Genomic DNA, 19,888 nt, shown 5'->3' with positions numbered 1-19,888 from the left:
GGTACGACATTTGCATGGCCTCCCTTTTACGGGGAGGCTTTTTTCATTCTATATTTGGATCATCTGGTTTGTGTCTTATGAGTGATATGGTAAAGACCGGGATCCTGGCTGTTGAGGACCCTTATTACATTGAGAAGAATATTGTTCCTATGAACGACAGGGGCATTTTGCGCCCGCTGCCATTGACTGAAGATGATGCTCCGTTCCTCAAACCTTTTGTAAAAAAAGAACGCTTTGACAGGTACGTTTCTTTTTTGTTTGACTGCGGAAATGTGAGCGGCAGACTTGTTTTAGAAAAGAGGGACTATAGTCACCTGCTTACTGCATTTTCTGTAAAGTTCTTCCCCAGAGATGAACAATATACCGATGATGATTTGTACAGGACCTGCAATTTGCTTTCTCAAAAATTGCATGCCTATGTGCAGGTCAAACTTTCTACCAAGAAGTTGCTCAGCTTTACCAAGGGTGTGGAATTGAAGTCCAAGACTCCGAAAAAGCAGGATTTTACGTTCCACAAGTTATATGAACACGCTGCCAGATCTGCTGAAGAACCTCTACAGAAATTTGTGGATGGACAGTTCGATTATTGGCTCGCCTGCGCCGAAAACGAGGCGGCAGAGACCGCTGCTGTATTTGACGTGTAATTGAGATTTCTAAAGTCTGTCGTTCGTTATCTGAATAGAACTTTTGCATAAAAGTATTTGACAAGTCAGCATCAAGATCCGATAACTGTTATGAAGATGTAACAGAGAAAAGGAGCCGAGATGCTGTTTAACTTTAAAATGCCTGTGCTGTTCATCTACTATTTTGGTATGGCCTGTTTTGGGTACGAAGGTGTTTTGGTTCTGTTGCGTTATAAGTTGTTTTTCTTTGGAATTCTTCCTTTTCGTCTGAACTTGACTAGTGACTATTCAGTGTTGCTTATTACGTCCTTGAGTTTCTTGGTCTTGCATTTTATTTTTTTTGTTCGAAAATTGAAAAAACGTGAGTGATGTGCGTTTTTACGTGATTTTTATCATGCGATTTTTCCTGAGACAATATTTTATTCTTGTAGGCCTTTGAATAAAAGAATCTCTATCTAAATTTTGTTCGCATTTTCACAATGCGTAGGGTTACAAAGAGGAAAACGATGAAAAAACTTACTGCCGTTCTGGCTGTAGGTGTAGTTGCCGCTGGTGCCTACGCTTCTGCAGAAAATACAGTCACCCTTAAGCGAGATGTTCTCGGTCGTGCCATTGGCGCAGATCAGAAGCAGCCCGTCCTTCTCAAGAACGCTACCGTTCAGAAGACTGCCGAACCCCTGGCAGCAACTTCTACAAGCAAAGTATACTCTTCCATGAAGGATGTGTACAAGGACAATCCGTTCAACGATGATAGCGACAATATCGAAACCGTCTATGGCGCATTTGTTTCTAAGGGTATGCTTGCTCGTCCGGGTTATAGCGAACAGTATTACCTGTACGATAAGGGTAATGCCGTGAGCAAGAAGTCTTACGAATCTGACGTAAATTCCATCGAACAGCGTTACCGTTCTTACTATCGTAATTACGTGGCTCCCAAGGTTGCTATTCCTAGCTCCTTTACCCTGTATCCTCCTGCTCCGACCTATAGTGTTCGTGCCTCTAATACTGCTCCGTACGGCAGCGAGTATTATGGTTACCATTATGGTTATTACCTTAATATTGAACATGCTCACGCAAATACCGGTGTCGGACTATACGCTCACAATAATGCCGCCTATGGTTATAATGCAAATGTTTTTGCTTTTGACAAGGGCAATACTTATAGCGGTCTTCAGAATAAGATGAATGGTTATACTTGCTCTAAATCCTCTTCTCACGATGCTGAAACTAGGATTAGGACCACTCGTCGTGCCGGAACGGTTTCTCATGTCGCTCCCGAAGCACTTGTCTACGTTTATGATGAAGGTTGCTACGAAGATCAGAAGAGATTTGCAGTTCTTCCCGAAAATCCAGAAAACAAGAATCTTGCTGTTGGTCTTATGAATGCATCTGCTTATAAGAATAACACTGGAAATCTTAATATCTATGGTGAAGAGTCCGCTATTCTGGATGACTACATCTACTACAACCGTGTGGTAGGCGTTGCTCCGATGGAAATGGCAAATAATAATGCTGCCGCCTTGAATGCGATTACGGTTGGTGCAATCAAACCTATGCAAAAAAAGGTGTTTTACCCATCGATTTCCAATCCGACGTTCTCTGCTTCGGGTACCAATTTTATCAAGCCTGAAATTTCTGGTTACGGATATTTGTACATAGATCAAGACAAGACCTATGATATTTATTCGGGCAATACTAATCTTAGCGTTGGTGATCCGTATGTTCCGACTGCTTATGGATCTGAAGTTGCTGCTGCTTATACCGCAGGCCTGGTTTCTGACTTGATTTCCTTGAATTCCTTCTATAGGTGGCATCCGGAAGTGGTTAAGGCTCTGTTGCTGACTACTGCCACTGACGCTTCCGACGCTGATATAATTAAGTATGCCTACGAAAAGGATTGTCGTGTTTCCGACCATGCTGGTGACATTGGCATGGGTCTCCCCCAGTTCGATGAAATGATTACCAACAACCGTTCCCGTTACTGGATGGGTAAGAACTCCAGCCACTTCAGCAACTCCAACACTATCGAATTTACCGAATCTGGTATCACTAAGGGCAGACGTTATCGTATTGCTATCGCCTGGCTCATGCGCGGTGATAACATGATCAGCAGGAACACTGTTCATCAGGATATTGACCTCAAGGTCATTACCAAGGATGAAATGGGTAATCGTGTGGAATATAAAAGCGAATCTAGCATGAATGGCTATGAAATGGTTGACTTCGAGGCTAAGTCTTCCGATGACATCCAGATCGTCATTAAGCGTTACCGCAACGACGGTGGCCGCGTGCTTCTCGGTTATAACCTCCATGAATCCTGGTAATTTGGCTTTACTCCTTAGCTAAAAAAGAAAAATCGTTCGACTTTCGGGTTGAACGATTTTTTTGCTTACAAATGTGCTATATTCCTGTTCGATATCTTTTGGGTAGTCGTTAAATAGGAGGATTTCCCATGAAGTTTGTGAAGTCTGCAGCGATTGCTGCATGCGGCCTTGCCATGTTTGGTTTGGCTGGTGTTTTTACAGGATGCTCTGATTCCGATTCCAGTTCCGACGCAGTTGCCGCTGGCTCTAGCGACGTGCAGAGCTTTGATGTTGCTAGCTGTAACTCTGACATTGATGCGGGTTCGGTCTATGCACTGGAACAAAACAAGGAAGGCCTGGTTGAATATTTCAAGGCTCTGAGCGATGGTGATTTGCAGGGGGCCCAGCAGAAGGGTGCCTCTGTCAAGAGTTCCTACGGCAACATTCTTGCAGGCAATCCTGCAAACTGTGAAGCCCAGGTGGGTTACGCCCTTGCCTCTATCGCCAACATTGTCAATAACGATGGCTTGAAGGCCTTGATCGATACCTTGAGGGGCAATGGTACCATCGAGACTGGCGACAATTATAGCCTCTACAAGATTTCTAGTGAACAGACTGCTCAGGTGGTGGTGGGTTCCCGCGCCCTGGCTAAGGAAGCCTCTGGCAAGTCCGTAATCGTGCGCGTGCAGGATGCCATCGGCGAAAACCTGCTGCCTGTAACGGATACCGCCATTACCTACCTGACCAACGTGGTTCGCAATGGTAACGTGACGATTCAGTATAACGGTGGCAGCCGCCCCGTGGAACTTGACAATGGTGAATTCGCCCCGGCCCTCGGCGCCCTCTACTTGATGCGAGCCTTGTTGGTTGGCGTGGCCAGTGTCAATGTGGACATTACCGAAAACGGATCCTTCCGTTGGATTGAGACCCTGGATTCCATGGACATCTCCAACTACAAGACCAATCCCGGTGTCAAGAAGTTGCTGAGCCTTATGGATGCAGACAACAGCTTTGGAACCATCAAGGATAACTGGGCCGAAGCCTATGGAGCGATCCCCAATATGCTGGATAGCGCCATTACCTATGTGCAGCTTGGCTTGCAGTATGGCATTAACGAAGCCGCCAACGGTCTTGCCACCCAGATGAATGATGTCTATGTGGTGGGCAATGACGAAGATGCCGATGTCAGCGTGTCTGACTTGCAGATGGTTATTGATTCCTTAAACTTCTTCAAGAATGCTCTCCATGGCGACATGGAATTCAAACTGGGCGAACGCAGCATTGTCGTGAACCTGGGCAAGTTCTTCAAGATTACCAACTTCAAGAAGTATCTGCCTTACTACAAGATTGTGGATCCGGCTGACTGGTACAAGGATCTTCCTGGCAGCTTCTGGGAAGAAGGCTTGGATGGAAATTCCTTTGGTGCCTCTGAATTGGAATTTATGGCTGAAAACAATGTTGCCTCTACTTCTGGCCCGATCGATAATCGTTCCGCTTATATTGTGGACAAGAAATATTACTTTGACGATGAAGCTGCCGATGGCCTTATGGTTATGGTCTATGGCTATTTAGGGTCTTACACCTATGCTGATGCCGCCTATGATGTGGTGGCAAACGGCTGCGACGTAACCCTCAGCCTGATGGATTACTACGTGCCCTCTTACTACGAGATGAAGGACAGCCTGATCCTGAAAAAGTACGCATATACCATCAGTCCGGAATTCTGCAAGGTGGAAGACGGCGTGGTCAAGTTCTTGAAGACTCGTGGAAGTACGCGGCCCAATATGTTCTACTTTACCGATGCCAAGGGAAACAAGACTGCTTCTGTGATTGAACTGGACAATTTCGAATCCGTAGAAGAACTGAAGCAGGTAATCATCTTCCCCGATGTAACTTTTGGCGGTGTGTTCCCCAAGATGACCACGGATGAATTGTGGGACTGGGTCGGAGCATTCATGGAAGACGATGATTACGACGATGATGATTACTACTATGACTATTATCAGAGCGGCTATGATGAATCCTACGGTTACGACTACGATTACGACTATTAATCGTGAGTAAGGTTCTCGCCATTTGCCTAATGGCCGTAAGCCTCGCCTGCAGTGCAGAAATTGCCTGCAGCGGGCTTTTTTTGTCTAACCGGGATTCGGTACATGTTGGATCCCATACCTTTTTTGGCGGCATTGACTATCTTCAGCTGGAATTTCAGTGGATAGAAGGTTGGGATTTGGATGTCAGGTGGAATACCGCAAACTTTATGGCCGGGTTCCAGAGCGAGTTCGACCATGTGCTGCTGGGTGCCAGTTTCAAGGGGATTTCCCTTGGGGTGGGCCGTATGGTCTGGACCCCGGAAGAGGGGACGGGACTGCCTGTAATTGATGCGGGCTGGGAATCGTCCCTGTTGCAGAAGGACGCATGGGCCGAAGTCGAATTCGGCGGATATCGTCTGAGAGGTTCCCTGGGGAACGTCAGCAGCAGTCCGGTAAACCGCGACGAAGAATACTACATCAGGGATTCCCTTGGCGTCTGGATTCTGGGCGCTGGGTTCGGCCTCGATCGGCTCGGTGCGGAGTTGAACTACACTTACGTCACCGCAGATTTGTTCATGCAGGGAATTCGCTCCCAGGACGGTAATCGCAAAAGGTTCCTGTATTTGCCATTCTCGGGTTCATTCCATCTGATTGATTTCGGGATTGACATAGGCCCCGTAAATGTTTCCGCCGCTGCCGCCCGCATGGAATTACATCTGACCAACTCGGGCAGCCGCTTCTACGAATCTCTGGCCCCTAACCGCGCCCTGCCCAATTCCGTACTGCAGGTGCTTTCGTTCAGCTTCTTGCAGAAGAATTTCAGAGAAACCGCTGACATGGAAATCTCTGCCGTCATGGTGGGTGCCGCTTACCGCAAACCTTTCGGGCTCGGTTCCGCAGGAGGTACCCGCAGCCTTGCGCTGGAGCCTGTCGTTTCGGCGGATTTCTTTTACGCCGACGGTTCTATCGATGGCAAGCAAGTTGAAGAGACGACGGTACTTTTTGCTACAGCCTCCAAAGAAACGGCGTTCGGTCGCGAGGCCAGCTGTTTTGGAACTTTTGTCGGATTGGGCCTGAATCTTAAATGGTGGCGTCTGGCTCTTTCGCTACACGCTCGTCAGATTGTGCCCCTCTACATTGACGTGCAGAAGACCGCAGATGGCATGAACTCAGTAGAAGGCGGAGAAATTTCAGATCCTTCCGCAGGAGGAACTTCCGGCGGACCGTCCATTATCTCTGATGACAGCCGTGCCATTGCCCGCTTCGGAAACGGAATGTTCGTGACGGTGTCCCTTACATTCTCTATCTGATTGCCATAGCGGTTTCTGAATGCAGAACTTCGCCAACCATCAGTCTGAAATTGAATGGTGAATTGTCACCACTAGCCAGAAAATTAGCGGCCTTTTTCGTAAACGACGAAAGCGAAGTGCTTGCTGTCGGGAGCCCAGGAATTCACGTTGATGGTTCCCTGCCCGCCAAAGAGTTTCAGGATAGTCTTGGGAGTGTCTAGGGTTCCGTTCTCGGATTTGTTGGCGCTCATCAGTCGCAGTTCCACCATCTTGTTAGGCACGTGTTCGCCGGGGCGAACATCAGTCTCGTGGTAGGCCACCATGACGATCTTCTGCAGATCTGGCGAGATGTGGGGGAACCATGTATTCCGATGTTCATCGAAAGTTAGCTGTTCCTGTTCCGAGCCATCCACCTTCATACGCCAGGCTTGCATGCGGCCAGTGCGCACGGAATTGAAGTAGATGTATTCGCCCTTGCAATCGTATTCGGGACCGTCGTTAAGGCCTCGGGCGGTTGTGAGCTGGGTTTCGTTTCCGCCTTCGGCAGGAATGGTGTAAATGTCGTATTCGCCGTTTCGTTCGGCACAGTAGGCCAGGTGCTTTCCGTCGGGGGAGATGCCGTGGAGGTAGCTGGGGGCCAGGGGAGTCACCAACTGCGGCATACGTCCGTCAAAGAAAATCTTGTAGATACGGGAAAGTCCGTCTTCCTTGGTGTGGTGGCTGACATAGAGGCCGCTACCATCGGGATCCAGTACATGATCGTTGTTGCAGTTGTTTACGTAGTGGCTGGGAACTTCTTCGATTTTGCCGGCGGCGAGGTTGCCGTCGCTATCGCGGATCAAGTCCATCTTGTAGATTCGTCCGTTGCTGTTGTAAGTCAGGTAAGTTCCGTCGGCACTCCAGTTGGGGGCCTCGATGACAAAGTCGAATCTTTTCAGCGAGGTGATGCGGCTGGTTTCAATGTCGAATACCTGCAGTATGGACTTGTCGCCATTGCGGTTCCAGGTGTCGCCCGGCGAAATTTCAAAGGGGTAGCTGACACCGAATCGTTCCCGCAGGGAATCCATCAGCTCCATCATTTCCATGGTCTTGTTCAGGGGCATTTCCGCGCATTCTCCCGCTTCGATGTCCTGAACAAGCAAACCTGCGTTTGTGTCATCCTGAGCAAGCGAAGCGCGTCGAAGGATCTGGCTGCATGCGAGGACTTCATATTCATAGCAATTGCAGAGGCATTCCGGTTTCACGCTTTCTACCAAGGCTCCGGTGGCGTCATAAACCTGCAACTCTTCCATGTTGTTCAGGTTCACCACGCGGATACGGCCCTGGGTTCCGTAGATGGTTCCTTCGTTATGCCACGGTTCCGTAATGGATGTTTTCAGGTAGGCCTTCTTGCCGCTTCTGTAGGTAATGTTGATCCAGTCGGTGGCATCCACACCGGTGTCTGTCTTGATACAGCGGGCATCCAGATTAGCGATGGGTCCGCCCAGGAACAGGTCGGCGAAGGTCAGGCTGTAAATACCCAGGTCCAGCAATGCGCCGCCTGCAAGGGCGGGGTTCACCAGGCGTTCCACATGAGTTAGGGGCTGCGAGAAATCGGCCTCGACGCTTTGCACTTCACCGATGCGTCCTGCGGCAATCCACTGACGCACTGTCTGCACGGCTGGCAGGAATCGGGTCCACATGGCTTCGCAAAGGAAAACGCCCTTGTCGCGTGCCAGGGCGATGATTTCGGTGGCCTGCTTGGCGTTGGCACAGAATGCCTTTTCTATCAGCAGGTTCTTGCCGGCGTTGATGCACAGCTTGGCCTGTTCATAATGGTGGGAGTGGGGCGTGGCGATGTAGATCAGGTCCACATCCTTGTCATTGACCAGTTCCTGATAGCTTCCATAAAATTTGTGGGCCCCGTGCTGGGAGGCGAAGGCCTGGGCCTTTTCCTTGTCCCTGGCGGCTACGGCGTAAAGTTCTACGCCCATGCCCTTGTTTTCTAAAGTCTTTACGGCCTTTGCCATCAAATCGGCGATATAGCCGCACCCAAGAATCCCAAATTTCATGTTTTCCATGTACAGAAATATACTTCGGCCCGGGGGCGGTCGGGTGGGTGGCGGTAGCAAAAACTGTTTACTTCTGTAAAAAGGGCTGTAGACAAAAAAAATCGCCTTTTTTCTAAAAAATTACAACTGACCGGCCCGATTTTTATGTAGTTTATTCGTTATGAACTGGCTTAGGCAAAATATCTTGATGCTTTTGGTAAACGCGATTTTTGCGTTGTTCCTGAGCATTAATGTCGGTGCCTATGTTTCAGATAAAGATGTGGGGACGTCACAGGAAGTACTGCAAACCGGTATGGTCCATCAAGACGGAGCCGCTGCAATCCTTGATGCACAGGATGACACTCGAGGATTGCTTCCCCGCACTTCGATCAGGGGTGAACTTCTCAAGAGGCTAAGCTCCCGCAAACTTCAGGGTGGCCTTGGCAGCCGAGCCCTGCTCAAGATTGCTGGCCCCTGGAGCGATTTGCTGCATGGTGCAGTTACGTCGGATGCAATCCATTTGCAGCAGGGGATTCCTCCTACCCGAACCTCTAACGTTTCTAAGGATTACTTTGTGTACACCTTAGAACGTATGCTCTGTTAATCTTTCTTTCTCAAAAAAAATTAGACGTTCATCGCGGTCACTAACCGCGGTTTTCGCGCTTGCCTTCCCGAGCGAGCGAACCCCCTTTTATCCACTCAAAAAAGAGAAAGAAAATGGAATTTATAAACAACATGGAACTGGCTTGTGGCCTGTTCAAGAATTCTCATATCCAGGTCAAGAAGGCTTTCTTCGGCCTAAAGAAAAACGTCATTTACACCCTGACCAACTCCATCGTGAAGGGCTCGTATATGGAATACGATTTTACCAACGGCAAGAAGGTGGCCATGCTCCTGGAAACGCCTTGGGAGTCCCTGGAGGCAGTCCTTGGCAAGGTGGGGCGGCCCGTTCCCGCCGAGAACGGGATGTTCTGTCTTTCGATGTGCTACTCCCAGGATCGCAAGTTTGCCGCCATGCAACTTTGCCGGTATGTGAGTTTCGATTACGTTCCCACATGCGACATCCGTTTTGCGGAAGGCGACGAGGCTGAAATCCTCCTGCGGCCCTTTGTAAAGTAGATCGCTGCGGTTTAAAGCGGCCTAGAGTGTGGGGCGGCTGAAAAAGATTGGCCGCCCCTTTCGGTTTGTATTTATATTAATGTCAATGACCCCTCAATCTGTAAGAGTCTTATTTTTCTGTATTTTCATTTTGCTGCTGGTGCTGCAAAGTGCCTATGTGCCTATCCGCCATAGCGGCGTCCGGGCTCTGTTTGTACGTAGCGTGCTGGTGGCCATCACTTCCTGCCTTCTCTATATCGGGACCTATCCAGGCTTCTTTGGTGCTGATGGAATTTTTCTGACCCGGGCTTTCAATGGACTTTATTTTGCGGTGACGGCCTTGCTGCCCTGGATGTGGCTTGTCTACATGGTGAGGCGGGTGTTCATTAAGCCAAGTCTTAGCACCTGGATTCGTATTTTGATTTCCTTGCCGGTGGCGTTCTTCGCGGTGGCTAGCGTTCTCTCTATTTGGAATGGCTGGGTCTTTTATGTGGATGCGGCCGATGGCTATATGCGCGGTCCCTTGTACTTGCCTTACGTGGCTATTCTTGGCGTTTACCTGCTTGTTCCCATGTTTGGCTGCCTGAGCAGGGCATTCAATAAGCGCTTCTATGTAGACCGCTCCATGTATCTTTCCCTGTCGTCCTTCGGCTTTTTTACCATTGTGGGCATGACGTTGGAAGTGTTCTTTCCGGATCTTCCCAGTTCTGCCATGGGCATGGCGCTGACCTTGTTGACCAACCATCTGTCGGATCAGCGTGGGCAGGTTTCTGCGGATCCCTTGACCAAGCTGAATAACAGGAACCAGTTTAACATTTATCTGGATCGTCTTATCCAGAATCCGCCTGTCGAAGGCAAGGCTTACTTGTTCGTGCTGGACATGGACAAGTTCAAGCATATCAACGATGACTTTGGCCACATGAAGGGTGACGAGGCCTTGCTCATTGTTTCCAATGTCCTCAAGAAAGTCTGTGGTCCGAAGGGGCATTTTATTTCCCGCTTTGGCGGTGACGAATTCGTGGTGGTGGCCAAGTACAATGGCGAGCAGGAGTGCGATGGCCTTGTGCAGGAAATCAAGGCCGCCCTTGCCGAGGCATCCGCAAACTTTGTGTGCCCCTTATCTGTAAGCATCGGCTATGATGCGGTCAAGGAATCTGGCGAGACCATTCCCGATCTATTTGATCGTGCAGATAAAAAGCTGTATAAAATCAAGAAGTCTCGCTAATGCAAATTTCAAACAACAAAACCTTCCTAGGCCTTAAGGAATCGATTTTCTCCAATACGACGAAATCAGATGTTGATGGCATCGAGCTGAAATTGAATTCCGAAGACGGCGATAAGATCAAGGAACTGCTGGAACTGCCTGACGAGACCATCTGTGAAATGGCTTCAAAGATGGATTGCCTGTCATCTGCAGAAGATGGAACGTATGAACTTTCCGTCTGCTATTCTCGGGACCGCAAGTTCGCTGCCCTGCAACTTGCAAAGTACATGGCCTTTAAATATAGGCCCGTGACAGGCGTCCGTTTTGTTGAAAATGAAACGGCAGAATCTCTCCTGAAGATTCTGCTGAAGTAAAGCTAAATCTGAAATTTAGCGCAGCCTTTTTTTATTTGAAATTATAGCAAGCCGTGCTGCCTGAGAATCTCGGCGTATGCGTCTCGTTCCTTGGCGTTTTTGTCGGCTTGGGCTTTCACTGCTTCTAGCTCTTGCTTATTCGCTGCAAGCTCCTGTTTGTTCGCAGCAAGTTCTTGCCTGTTGGCTTCGATGGCCTGCTTTTGCTCTGCGATTTCCTCTTCCTGCTGTTTGATCAGCTCTTCGGTGTACTTGCGGGTAGAAATCGCGTCCAGTCTACGACGCTCCTCCATTTCCTTGCGGTAGGCTTCAATTTGCTCTGCGCTGAATGCCATAAGATCCTCGTACACGTCTTCAAAAGGTTCAACCCGGGTGGGTTCCGCGATAAATTTACACAATTCCAGAAGGTTTTGCAAGTACTTGTTACCGTGCCCCGCATCCTCGCGGATTGCCTGCTCCAGGTAATTTAGCTGGATAATGCACCAGTGCATGGTGTCGAATTTGAACATGCGATTTTCCTGTGCGGAAATATCCAAGTTCAGGAGCCAGGAGGTGTGCGGGAAAATGCAATCCTGCGAAATGATAATCTGGTAGCATTTATTTAGTTCCTTATATTTTGCACCCTTGATCGCCTGGGAGGCGTAGAGCTTGGCTCCGTAATACGAAAGCCGCTTGGCGTAATCGTCCTTTTCGGTCCATAGCTGGACTTCTACATCGGCCTCGTCGCCATCGTCCATGACCACGCGCACGTCAAAGCGGGATGTCTTTTCGGTATTGGGCTGTGCGGACGCGAAAATTTCTGTAGCTAGAGGCTCCGCCTTTTTCAGCTTTTTGCCAATGAGCGTAGACATCAGCTGCCGCAAGTTTTCACGGGATTTGGGATTGTCTCGGGTGTACACGTACTTGAAGGCGCAATCCGCCAATAGAGACGCGATTTCCGTTTTGGGGGATTCGTTGTTGCCGATGATGTTTGTTGTTTTTTGAATGTGCATATTGTCTCCTATAAGAAAAAACACTTGATTAACTCAAGTGTTCAGGAGACTGTTCGTAACGCTCGGGATGAATATTAGAATTTATCTAAAATTTGGCAAGAGTTACTTTGTTAAAAGAATGTAAATTCAGAAGCCTCGATTTCGATGCGTAATCAGAATGACACGCTTCGCGTGCCTATTAGATTAGTGCTCGATATTCTTCAGGCGGTTGTAGGCGTCGAAACTGCAGGATTGTCCTACAAAATTGTGAGACGTGATGATGCCTGCCTGGTTGACGTAGAATGTTGCAGTGCAATCTTCGCCGGCACGGAATATTGCCCGGTAGGAACCGTCTTCGGCTTCCTGCTTTTCTGTAGGCTCGCCCCAATGATCTTCAAGCATCAGGAACTTGTGGCCGTCCCAATAACGGGCGGCTGATATACCGGAAGCGGCACAGCCTTGCATCAAGACTACAGCAGCTGCAGCAGATATTACAAAAGCGATTTTTTTCATAAGACTCCTTTTAAATTATTCCCTAATATATCTTTTTTTTGAAAAGGTTTGAACAAAAAAACAGTGGCCTCGTCCGAGGTCACTGTTGCTGTGTTTTTTTGCAATCTCTAGGGAAGCGAAGCTTACTTCTGATTCTTCTTGAACCAGTTGATGAGCTGGTTGGTGGAAGAGTCGTGCTTGAGTTCGGTGTCAGCCTTCAGTTCCGGGAGGATCTTCATGGCCAGCTGCTTACCCAGTTCAACACCCCACTGGTCGTAGCTGTTGATGTTCCAGATAACGCCCTGGGTGAAGATCTTGTGTTCGTACATGGCAATGAGAGCACCGAGACGTTCCGGAGAAACGTAGTCCATCATGATGGAGTTGGTGGGCTTGTTGCCTTCGAACACCTTGTGGGGAGCGAGGAAAGCGATTTCTTCTTCAGACTTGCCAGCCTTGCGGAGTTCTTCTGCAGCCTGTTCCTGAGTCTTGCCGTTCATGAGGGCTTCGGGCTGAGCGAAGAAGTTGGAGAGCAGCTTCTGGTGGTGATCGCCAACTGCGTTGTGGCTGTTTGCCGGGGCGATGAAGTCGCAAGGAATCATCTTGGTGCCCTGGTGGATCAGCTGATAGAAGGCGTGCTGACCGTTGGTACCCGGTTCGCCCCAGAGGATCGGGCCAGTCTGGTAGTCGACGCGGTTGCAGTCGCGGTCAACGAACTTACCGTTGGATTCCATGTCAGCCTGCTGGAAGTAGGCGGCCAGGCGATGGAGGTACTGGTCGTAGGGGAGCATAGCGTAGCTGGATGCACCGAAGAAGTTGTTGTACCAGACACCGATGAGGGCGAGGATAACCGGCAGGTTCTTGTCGGCAGGAGCAGTCTTGAAGTGCTGATCCATTTCGTAAGCACCCTGGTGGAGCTTCATGTAGTTATCGAAGCCGATGCGCAGGGAGATGGACAGACCGATTGCAGACCACAGAGAGTAGCGGCCGCCAACCCAGTTCCAGAATTCGAACATGTTGGCCGGGTCGATACCGAAAGCGGAAACAGCTTCGGTGTTGGTGGAAAGAGCAACGAAGTGCTTGGCGATGGACTTTTCGTCGCCGTTGAAAGCCTTGAGAACTGCAGCCTTGGCGGTTTCTGCATTGGTCATGGTTTCGAGGGTGGTGAAAGTCTTGGAAGCGACGATGAAGAGGGTTTCTTCCAGGTTGACCTTCTTCAGGGTTTCTGCCATGTGGGTGCCGTCGATGTTAGAAACGAAGAACACTTCGGGAGCGTTTTCGCCAGCATAGGGCTTGAGGGCCTCGGTAACCATCACCGGGCCAAGGTCAGAACCACCGATACCGATGTTCACCACATACTTGATGGACTTGCCGGTGTGGCCCTTCCAGGAACCGTTGCGGACCAGGTTGGTGAATTCTTCCATGTGCTTGAGAACAGCACGGACTTCGGGCATAACGTCCTTGCCGTCGACGCAGATAGGATCGTTACCCTTGTAGCGGAGAGCAGTGTGGAGAACTGCACGCTTTTCGGTGGTGTTGATCTTTTCGCCACCGAAGTACTTAGCGCGGATTTCTTCGAAGTTGGCAGACTTCAGGAGGTCCTGGAGCTTGGCCATGGTTTCGTCAGTGATGATGTTCTTGGAGTAGTCCAGGAAGAGGCCGCAAGCTTCGGCGCTGAACTTGGCAGCGCGGCTGGGATCCTTGGCGAAGAGTTCCTTCATGTGCCAGGTCTTTGCAACTTCGGAGTGGGCTTCGAGAGCCTTCCATTCCATAGAATCAGTCAGTTTAGACATAGTTTAATCCTTTCCGCTAGGCGGGAGTTAAATACGGGCGGAAATATAGAAAAAGTTGGAATAAGACAATTTCTAATATTCCAACCCCTAATACTCGTGGATGGAAAGTCCATAGATTTCTGTGACGAAACTCACCTCAAGAATGACGAAATTTTGTAATTTGTAAAGACAGGGATGGGAAACCCTGTGGTGTAAAGGAAGGTATTATGGAACAGCGTTTTCAAGATGAGACGCATACTGAGACAAAGCAGTATGGCCCGAAGGTGGAAGCCTTCATCAGCGGCGTTCTCGCTGTTGCGACGGCCCTCCTGGTAATATTCGCCTTCGTTTAACAATTAGACTTTAACATTTAACGCACAACAAAAAATTTAACGGAAAAGGCCCCGGCAATTGCCGGGGCCTTTGTTGCTTATCAAGGAAATTCGTCTGTTATTCCTGGGGTTCGCCTTCGAGCTTGGGGCCCATATCGGGACCCATGCCGGGCTTAGGACCATGATCCTTGTGATCCCTGAACTTCTTCATGGCTTCCTTGTGGAAGGCACGGAACTTCTCGCGCTGTTCCTTGGTCAGGATCTTGTTCAGGGCGGCGATGGAATTGATGCGGTGGTCCAGCAGGGCCTTGTCGGCAGACAGGACGTTTGCCTTTGCCGTTTCGATGGCCTTGATGTCTTCGGTGTTCAGAGCTTCGCCCAGGGCCTTTTCTGCCTCGAACTTATTCTTGCGGAGGGTCTTCAGGGTTTCCTCGGCTTCGGTGCGGTTCTTTTCGAGGGCTACCTTCTGGTCGGCGGTGACCTGCAGCAAGGAGTCCATCATTTCGCGGTCAGGACCGTTAGGACCGTGGGGGCCTCTGTGACCCTTGGGGCCGTGCTGGCCCATGGGGCCCTTCATTTCCGGGGGAGGATTCTTACCATCGAATCCCGGAGGCGGCGGCATCATGCCCGGTTGGAAGCCTTCCATGGCCATGGGGCCCTTGGGGCAGGGTTTCATGCATACGGATCCTGCGAAGAATCCGGCGGAGGCGGCGAACACGATGAGGCTTGCGATAAAGAGTTTTGCTGATCCTTTCATTATTTTGCGTCCTTATAGAAATAGCTGAGGGTTACGTTTTCGTCCAATGTGTCAAAATCGTCGTTGTCGTTGTCGCTGCCCAGACCATGATACCAGCTGGATACCTCGGTAGAAGTAATGGTGCTGATGGAAATATTCTCGGAGGTGTTGGAGAATGCGGTCATGAGAACGCTAATGCCGATCAGCACCAGGCTTGCGGCCAGGGGGATGGCACTCATGATGCGGAAGGGGATGAGGTTGCTGGGCAGGGCGTCTACCTTGCTGGAATCCGCGTCCAGGCGGGCGCAGACTTTTTCCCAGGAGTCTGCTCTTGGGGTGAGCTGTTCCAGACTAGAAAAATCAAGCTTGTTTTGCATGGTGGATTCGCTCCCTTATAAAGTCTTTGATACGGTGGCGGGCTCGGCTGAGTTTTGCCTTGATGGTTCCTTCGGGGAGGTTGTAAACCTCGGAAAGGTCCTTGATGTCTAAATCTTCGGCATCCTTGAGCCAGAGCATGCTTCGTGTTTCGGCGGGTAAGGTGTTCAGACCTTGGGACAGAAGTTCCGGATCGTAATGCTCGGCTTCGTTCTGTGTGTGGCCCGGAATGTCAATGTTCTCGCCTTCGTTCTGGCCTAGGGCCTCTTCTATAATGAGGAGGGCGTTTTCGCTTTCCAGTTCGCTATGTCTTTTTTGCGCTCTAAGTTTCATGAGGCAGGCGTTTACGGTTAGCTTGTACAGCCAGGTGTTCAACGCCGATTCTCCACGAAATTTATGTATCGCCTTGGGGATCTGAACGAATACGTCCATCAGGATGTCTTCGGCCTGGTCGCGATCCTTCATCATGCGGAAGGCCAGGTTCAGTACGTTCTTGCTGTGGTCCTGCCAGAGGAGGGCCAGGGCTTCGCGGCTACCGAGCTTCAGCTTTTGGATGATTGTGGATTCGACCAGATTCGTGTTCATTTCGCACTTTTGATGATTGTGGTGTTTTGGCGGTTGCAAAAAAAAGTGAGACTTATATAGAAGTGTCAAAAAATATATTACTTTTTGCTTATGGAGGATTTGGTTACATTAACGCTCCCGGAACGGATTGCTCCGAAGCAGTTGTCAAGTTGGCTTGGCAAGTGTATGCGCGTTCTGAGGAGGTCAGATTTGCGATTGGATGGGGCCAATTTCGTGGGGTTGGATCTGGAATCCAAGGCCCTGTTCGCAAAGTTAGCCCTGGAAGCGGAACGTCTCGGACATCGTCTGAAACTTGCGAATTTTTCGCCGGAAATAAAGGCGGAATTGTCGAGGGTGCGTAAAATTGACGTGCCTGCCGGCGAAATCGCCGAGGCCGCAGGATTCGTCGAACGTCTGGGGTGGATGGGCTTTGAAGTCATTGATACCTTGAAGACCTTGCTTTACCTGCTCAGCGAAAGTGTCTATTGGACTTTTGTGGGCCGTTTTGACCGTAAGCGCTTGCCTTTTGGCGGTGTGGCCAAACAGTTGCTGCGCCTGGGTAGCGAGGCTGCCGGCATTGTCTTCTTGTTGGTATTTCTGATTGGTTTTACCTTGGCGCTCCAGAGTGCCAACCAGCTGAATACTTTCGGTGCCGCCGATTACCTTTCTGTGGGTGTGGGCTTTTTGATGTTTGCCGAAATGGGCCCCCTGCTGACTTCCATCATTTTGGCGGGCCGTTCCGGAAGTTCCATTACGGCAGAAATCGCCAGTATGAGCGTGGCCGAAGAAATCAAGGCCTTGCGTACCATGGGTATCCATCCGGTTCAGTATTTGATCTTGCCCCGCTTTAAGGCCATGACTATCGCCGTGCCTATTCTTTCCTTTATGGCATCGGTGATTGGCTGTTTTGCCGGCTTTCTGGTGGCGTTCTGGATTTGTGAAATTTCGCCCCGCAATTACTGGGAAGGTTTGCGCGGGGCCCTGCCCATGGTGCTGTTGTTCAAGAGCATTGTCAAGTCCATGGTGTTTGGCTGGATCGTGACCTTGATTGCCTGCCTCCAGGGCTTCAGGGCTCGAGGCGGTGCCGATTCGGTGGGTAAGGCCACCACGGTCTGCGTTGTTTATTCCATTGCGGGTATCATCCTTGCGGATGCCCTGTTCTCCTTCATATTCTACTAGAGGTTTTATGACTCCCTTATTGAAAGTGGAACATTTGAAGGCGGGCTACGGACGCAAGGTGATCCTGAAGGACGTAAGCTTCGAGGTGGCTGCCGGCGAGATCCGCGTGATTCTTGGCGGTTCCGGTTGCGGCAAGTCGACGCTTCTGAATAATATTTTACAGTTAGAAAAACCCCTTGGCGGTAACATCTCCTTTTTTGGGGAAGCTTATCCTGCTACGGTCCCTATTCCCGATGAAGTTCGCAAGCGTACGGGAGTGCTGTTCCAGGGGGGCGCCTTGTTAACAAGTCTAACTGTGGCCGAGAATGTGGCCTTGCCCCTGCAACGTCACAAGCCGGGGATTCCCAAGAGCATCATGGACGATGTGATTGCGGATCGTTTGGAGAAGGTGCATCTGCTTCATGCCTTTAACAAGTATCCGTCGGAACTTTCGGGCGGTATGCGTAAACGTGCGGCCCTTGCCCGCGCCCTGGCGCTGGAACCTGAACTGCTGTTCTGTGATGAACCGTCTGCAGGTCTTGACCCTATTACCGCCAGGTCCCTGGACGAACTGCTTTTGGAACTGCGGGACGACTTGAAGATTTCGGTGGTCATCGTGACTCACGAACTTGAAAGCATCAAGACCATCTGCGACAAGTTCATTTTCTTGAAGGAGGGCGAGGTCCTTCTGGATGGAAATCTGCAGCAGGGGCTGGAATCGGATATTCCCGAGATCCGGACGTTCTTTAGGCGTGAATGCCCCGATGAATTGGGTAATGCCGGATTTATAAATTTTGACTTTGAAAACTGAGGGTAGGAAAGGATAACTTATGGAAACTACGAAAGCGGAACGAATAAGGCTAGGTTTATTCCTGCTATTGTGTTTTGTGGGAATTGTGGGCTTTGTGGGCTATCTGATTGGTGAAAAGATCCACAATCAGAAAGTTACCTATTACACGATTTTCTCTGAATCGGTGCAGGGTCTGTCGGTGGATGCCCGCGTGATGCTGAACGGTATCGATGTGGGTCATGTGCGCAAGATTCTGATTGACCCGAAGAACTTGAACAATGTGATGGTCTGGTTTGAGGTAAGCCCCGAAACGCCTATTAAGGCGGGTACCCAGGTGCAGATGACGAGTGGTATTTCGTTGACGGGAAACCGCTACCTGATTTTGAATGGTGGCGATGCCGCAGAAGAAAATCTTCCCGATGGCTCCTTTGTTCAGGCGGGCGTGAACCGCATCAGCGAAATTACGGGCCAGGCAGAAAACTTGGTGGCCCGCATCGAAATGCTTCTGGATAATTTGAACAACGTTCTGTCAGAAAAGAATGCCAAGAAGATTTCACGCACCCTCTCTAATTTTGAAGAGGCTTCCGCCGGCACCAAGACCATGATGGCTACCGGAAACGCTCTCTTGAATAACGGCAATCGTCTGGTGAAGTCCATGGAGGCTCCGGTAGCAAAACTGGATACGTCTATGGGTTCCCTGAAGCGCATTACCGCAGAACTTGACGAGTCCCACTTGGCTATAGAAGTCAAGAATACGCTGGACCAGATCCAGGCGAAGATGGCCGCTCTCGATACCAAGCAGATGAACGACGACCTGGTCAAGACTTTGCATTCGCTGGAAGCTATGTCCAGGAGAGTGGATGTGTTCCTGTATAAGAACCAGACGAACTTTGCAGATGCTCTTAAGCAGCTGAATGCCATTCTGGAAAACCTCAACGATTTCAGCCAGAAGATCAAGAATCAGCCCTCTAGCCTGATTCGCAGTCCCAAGGCTTCTGATAGGGAGAAGTAATGATGGGTAAGATTGCCTTTTGGATGGCTTGCGCCGTTGCGATGGTTCTCACGGGTTGCTTTGGCGGCCCTGATAGGGAAGTCAAATATTACATGCTGCCTGTTCCCAAGGTGAAGAAGGCTACCGCAGATCCGGTGTTCCCCTACACTTTGATGGTGACCCATGCCTCTGTAGACCCGGCCTACCGTCGAAACAATATCGTGTATCGCGAATCGCCTTATGACTTCATGTTCTACACTTATTCCGTGTGGGCTGCCCGCCCGGAATTTCTGGTGGAACAGTCTGTGACTTCTATGATGAAGTCTTCGGCCCTCTTTGGCGTACTGGATGTGGATGTGGCTGTCAAGCCGGATCTGGAATTCATGACCCATGTGAATGCCGTGGAAGAAGTGGACCGCGGAAACGATCGCTTTGCCCGTCTGGCCGTTACCTTCACCTTGCGTAAGACCGAAACCGAGGGCTTTATCTGGCGTAAGGCTTACGATGAATCCAGGAACTATAAAGGCGACGACATGAGGAATTTTGCCGAGGCCGTCTATGAACTGCTGAAGGCATTTGCAGATGACGCCATTGACGATATCCGCCGCGTGATGAGTTTTGTTCCCGAGGAACATGTGACCGCCAAGGGGTATGAAGAATTGCCCGCCCCCGAAATGGAAGAGCCCGCCGCTTCTGATGTTCCCGCAACGGAAGCACCCGCTGCTCCGGAGGTCGAGCCGCCTGCAGTGAGCGAATAAA

General features: G+C 50.0%; 20 protein-coding genes and 1 pseudogene. 13 read left to right on the top strand and 8 right to left on the bottom strand.

Annotated elements, in window-relative coordinates:
- Positions 1-86: 86 nt before the first annotated feature.
- The 4 genes from B7992_RS02250 (at position 87) to B7992_RS02230 (ending at position 6,269) form a co-directional block, all read left to right on the top strand.
- The gene (locus B7992_RS02250; RefSeq protein ID WP_073159840.1) at positions 87-644 is read left to right on the top strand and encodes a hypothetical protein; all 558 of its coding nucleotides are present in this window, start codon (positions 87-89) and stop codon (positions 642-644) included.
- A 485-nt stretch (positions 645-1,129) separates the two neighbouring features.
- The gene (locus tag B7992_RS02240) at positions 1,130-2,947 is read left to right on the top strand and encodes a S8 family serine peptidase (RefSeq protein WP_088665505.1); all 1,818 of its coding nucleotides are present in this window, start codon (positions 1,130-1,132) and stop codon (positions 2,945-2,947) included.
- Positions 2,948-3,075: 128 nt separating this feature from the next.
- Positions 3,076-4,980, top strand: coding sequence for a hypothetical protein (locus B7992_RS02235; protein WP_088665504.1), 1,905 nt, complete (start codon positions 3,076-3,078; stop codon positions 4,978-4,980).
- A 2-nt stretch (positions 4,981-4,982) separates the two neighbouring features.
- Entirely contained in the window at positions 4,983-6,269 is a 1,287-nt protein-coding gene (locus B7992_RS02230; protein WP_141100339.1) for a hypothetical protein, read from the top strand.
- Positions 6,270-6,352: 83 nt separating this feature from the next.
- On the opposite strand, the gene B7992_RS17330 is transcribed toward B7992_RS02230, so the two are convergent.
- Together B7992_RS17330 and B7992_RS17325 are read right to left on the bottom strand one after the other, a co-directional pair.
- Positions 6,353-7,270 (bottom strand): TolB family protein, encoded by a 918-nt coding sequence (locus B7992_RS17330; protein WP_369680973.1) that lies wholly within the window; start codon positions 7,268-7,270, stop codon positions 6,353-6,355.
- A gap of 300 nt (positions 7,271-7,570) precedes the next feature.
- Positions 7,571-8,299, bottom strand: a pseudogene (locus B7992_RS17325) (Gfo/Idh/MocA family protein); the annotation flags it as partial.
- A gap of 160 nt (positions 8,300-8,459) precedes the next feature.
- Between B7992_RS17325 and B7992_RS02220 the strand changes: the two are divergent.
- The 4 genes from B7992_RS02220 to B7992_RS02205 all read left to right on the top strand — a co-directional run bounded on the left by B7992_RS02220 (position 8,460) and on the right by B7992_RS02205 (position 10,954).
- Entirely contained in the window at positions 8,460-8,882 is a 423-nt protein-coding gene (locus tag B7992_RS02220; protein WP_088665501.1) for a hypothetical protein, read from the top strand.
- A 113-nt stretch (positions 8,883-8,995) separates the two neighbouring features.
- The gene (locus B7992_RS02215; RefSeq protein ID WP_088665500.1) at positions 8,996-9,397 is read left to right on the top strand and encodes a hypothetical protein; all 402 of its coding nucleotides are present in this window, start codon (positions 8,996-8,998) and stop codon (positions 9,395-9,397) included.
- Between the two features lie 79 nt (positions 9,398-9,476).
- Entirely contained in the window at positions 9,477-10,601 is a 1,125-nt protein-coding gene (locus B7992_RS02210) for a diguanylate cyclase (protein WP_088665499.1), read from the top strand.
- Positions 10,601-10,954, top strand: a complete 354-nt coding sequence (locus tag B7992_RS02205) for a hypothetical protein (protein WP_088665498.1) — start codon at positions 10,601-10,603, stop codon at positions 10,952-10,954. Before B7992_RS02210 ends, B7992_RS02205 begins: the two co-directional genes overlap by 1 nt.
- A 41-nt stretch (positions 10,955-10,995) precedes the next feature.
- Here the strand turns inward: B7992_RS02205 and B7992_RS02200 are convergent, their stop codons facing one another.
- From B7992_RS02200 to pgi, 3 genes are all read right to left on the bottom strand, one after another.
- On the bottom strand, positions 10,996-11,943 hold the full coding sequence (locus B7992_RS02200) for a PD-(D/E)XK nuclease family transposase (protein WP_088665497.1): 948 nt from the start codon (positions 11,941-11,943) through the stop codon (positions 10,996-10,998).
- Positions 11,944-12,126: 183 nt separating this feature from the next.
- Positions 12,127-12,435: a hypothetical protein gene (locus tag B7992_RS02195; RefSeq protein WP_073161512.1), complete on the bottom strand. Its 309-nt coding sequence runs from the start codon at positions 12,433-12,435 to the stop codon at positions 12,127-12,129.
- Positions 12,436-12,557: 122 nt separating this feature from the next.
- Positions 12,558-14,204 carry a glucose-6-phosphate isomerase gene (pgi, locus tag B7992_RS02190; RefSeq protein ID WP_073161513.1) on the bottom strand — a complete coding sequence of 549 codons (1,647 nt, stop codon included), beginning with the start codon at positions 14,202-14,204 and terminating at the stop codon, positions 12,558-12,560.
- Between the two features lie 206 nt (positions 14,205-14,410).
- Here pgi and B7992_RS17050 point away from each other — a divergent pair, with 206 nt between their 5' ends.
- Positions 14,411-14,536, top strand: coding sequence for a hypothetical protein (locus B7992_RS17050; protein WP_254917582.1), 126 nt, complete (start codon positions 14,411-14,413; stop codon positions 14,534-14,536).
- A gap of 97 nt (positions 14,537-14,633) precedes the next feature.
- Here the strand turns inward: B7992_RS17050 and B7992_RS02185 are convergent, their stop codons facing one another.
- From B7992_RS02185 to B7992_RS02175, 3 genes are read right to left on the bottom strand one after another with little or no spacing between them, the layout of a single operon-like run.
- On the bottom strand, positions 14,634-15,272 hold the full coding sequence (locus tag B7992_RS02185) for a Spy/CpxP family protein refolding chaperone (RefSeq protein ID WP_088665496.1): 639 nt from the start codon (positions 15,270-15,272) through the stop codon (positions 14,634-14,636).
- On the bottom strand, positions 15,272-15,628 hold the full coding sequence (locus B7992_RS02180) for a hypothetical protein (protein WP_073161515.1): 357 nt from the start codon (positions 15,626-15,628) through the stop codon (positions 15,272-15,274). The genes B7992_RS02185 and B7992_RS02180 overlap by 1 nt, the downstream gene beginning before the upstream one ends.
- A complete protein-coding gene (locus tag B7992_RS02175) occupies positions 15,612-16,211 on the bottom strand; it encodes an RNA polymerase sigma factor (protein ID WP_254793757.1) in 600 nt (199 codons plus the stop codon). Before B7992_RS02175 ends, B7992_RS02180 begins: the two co-directional genes overlap by 17 nt.
- Positions 16,212-16,400: 189 nt before the next feature.
- Here B7992_RS02175 and B7992_RS02170 point away from each other — a divergent pair, with 189 nt between their 5' ends.
- Genes B7992_RS02170 through B7992_RS02155 form a run of 4 tightly spaced genes read left to right on the top strand, consistent with a single transcriptional unit; the run spans position 16,401 to position 19,887 of the window.
- On the top strand, positions 16,401-17,369 hold the full coding sequence (locus B7992_RS02170; protein ID WP_158236537.1) for an ABC transporter permease: 969 nt from the start codon (positions 16,401-16,403) through the stop codon (positions 17,367-17,369).
- A gap of 7 nt (positions 17,370-17,376) precedes the next feature.
- Entirely contained in the window at positions 17,377-18,159 is a 783-nt protein-coding gene (locus B7992_RS02165) for an ABC transporter ATP-binding protein (protein ID WP_073161517.1), read from the top strand.
- 19 nt (positions 18,160-18,178) lie between these two features.
- Positions 18,179-19,150 (top strand): MlaD family protein, encoded by a 972-nt coding sequence (locus B7992_RS02160; RefSeq protein ID WP_073161518.1) that lies wholly within the window; start codon positions 18,179-18,181, stop codon positions 19,148-19,150.
- The gene (locus tag B7992_RS02155) at positions 19,150-19,887 is read left to right on the top strand and encodes an ABC-type transport auxiliary lipoprotein family protein (protein ID WP_088665494.1); all 738 of its coding nucleotides are present in this window, start codon (positions 19,150-19,152) and stop codon (positions 19,885-19,887) included. Before B7992_RS02160 ends, B7992_RS02155 begins: the two co-directional genes overlap by 1 nt.
- The last annotated feature ends 1 nt before the right edge of the window (position 19,888 follow it).

The sequence above is a fragment of the Fibrobacter sp. UWH1 genome (assembly GCF_002210365.1).
Lineage (GTDB): Bacteria > Fibrobacterota > Fibrobacteria > Fibrobacterales > Fibrobacteraceae > Fibrobacter.
This window is presented reverse-complemented; position numbering and strand designations above follow the sequence as displayed.